This window comes from Pseudomonas sp. HMWF021 (genome assembly GCF_003061005.1).
Lineage (GTDB): Bacteria > Pseudomonadota > Gammaproteobacteria > Pseudomonadales > Pseudomonadaceae > Aquipseudomonas.
In genome coordinates this window covers 17493-18933 of the sequence record NZ_QAIK01000165.1, presented here as the reverse complement: position 1 = coordinate 18933, position 1441 = coordinate 17493, and the positions used below count along the sequence as shown (strand labels likewise).

General features: G+C 59.2%; 2 protein-coding genes. Both read left to right on the top strand.

The features are described 5' to 3' along the window. Positions 1 to 225, top strand: a 225-nt coding sequence (locus tag DBR18_RS23935) for a thioesterase II family protein (protein WP_371921143.1), incomplete at its 5' end; no start/stop codon positions are given. Between the two features lie 39 nt (positions 226 to 264). After that, positions 265 to 1248, top strand: a complete 984-nt coding sequence (locus tag DBR18_RS23930) for a TauD/TfdA family dioxygenase (protein ID WP_108592171.1) — start codon at positions 265 to 267, stop codon at positions 1246 to 1248. Positions 1249 to 1441: the final 193 nt, after the last annotated feature.

Here is a 1441-nt window from a genome sequence, read left to right as displayed (position 1 = left end):
TTGCTCAACTGCCCGGTGCATGTGCTGGGCGGCAAGGAAGACCGCGCGACCACCGAGCAACTGATCGGCTGGAGCAAGGAAACCCTGGGCAGTTTTTCCGTGGACATGATGACCGGTGGGCATTTCTTCATTCATGAGCATGAAGCCCGGGTTATCCGCACGATCAAGACGCATCTGGAAGTTCACCATCGGCGTCATGCGCAAGCGGCCACACCGGCCTTTTAACGCGCGGCTCACTTTTCGAGTGATTACAGGAGGCCAGTCATGGCTGTTGCTGTGGAATTTTCCGTTCGGCCGCTGCTGCCGCAACGGGGTCGCTTGCCGTTGTTGGTGGAAGCGACCGAGACGGATACCGAGCTGTTGGCGGTATTCGATGAATTGAAAGTATTGGTGGATGAGCATTTGCTGCGCGATGGCGGGGTGCTGTTCCGCGGATTCCGTCTCGACGGTGCTGAACAATTTCGGCAGTTCGCGGCCAGTTTCGGTCATCCGTTGTTGAACTACGAGTTCGGTTCCACGCCGCGCACCAACGTCACTCAAGGCGTGTACACCTCGACCGAATACCCGGCGCACCAGAGCATTCCGCTGCACAACGAACAGGCCTATTCCCGTGACTGGCCGATGAAGATCTGGTTCTACAGCATGATCGCGGCGAAGTCCGGGGGCGAAACGCCGATTGCCGACAGCCGCGAAGTCTATCGGCGTATTCCGGCGGCTATTCGCGAGCGCTTCATCAGCAAAGGTCTGATGTATGTGCGCAACTTCGGCAACGGCCTGGATGTGGCCTGGGAAGATGTGTTCAACACCGATGACCGCGAGGTCGTCGAGGCTTACTGCAAGGCCCATGGCATCCTTTGCGAGTGGAAGGAGGACGGTGAGTTGCGTACCCGTCAGACTTGTCAGGCAGTGGCGATGCACCCGGTGACCGGTGATCACGTCTGGTTCAATCAGGCGCATCTGTTCCACATCTCCAACTTGCAGCCGGAGGTGCGCGAAAGCCTGCTCGACATCGTTGATGAGGAGGACTTGCCGCGCAACGTTTATTACGGCGACGGCTCGGCAATCGAAGACGACGTGCTGGCGCAAATCCGCGCGGTGCTCGACGAATGCGCTATCAGTTTTCCGTGGCAGGAAGGCGATGTGCTGATGCTCGACAACATGCTGTCGGCCCATGCGCGTTCGCCGTTCGAAGGGCCGCGCAAAGTGATCGTGGCCATGGCCGAAGGGCATTCGCAAGGCCCGCTCTGAGTCATTCGTGCGGTTGCCCGTTAAGGTGCCGAAGCCGGTCTTGTACCGGCTTCGGCGTTTGTGCGTCGGCACGGGTGACCGCCGGGCCGCTGTTGCGCCAGTGCGCTAAATCATTGCGTTTGTCATTCGTTCTTGTTGATACGACCGGGCCTCCTGGTCACGCCGCCGATCAGCAAGGACCCCATGCATGAAT

What these genes read in the sequence shown, in the direction of transcription:
- DBR18_RS23930 (WP_108592171.1), top strand. Translation starts at nt 265, where the DNA reads ATGGCTGTTGCTGTGGAATTTTCCGTTCGGCCGCTGCTGCCGCAACGG.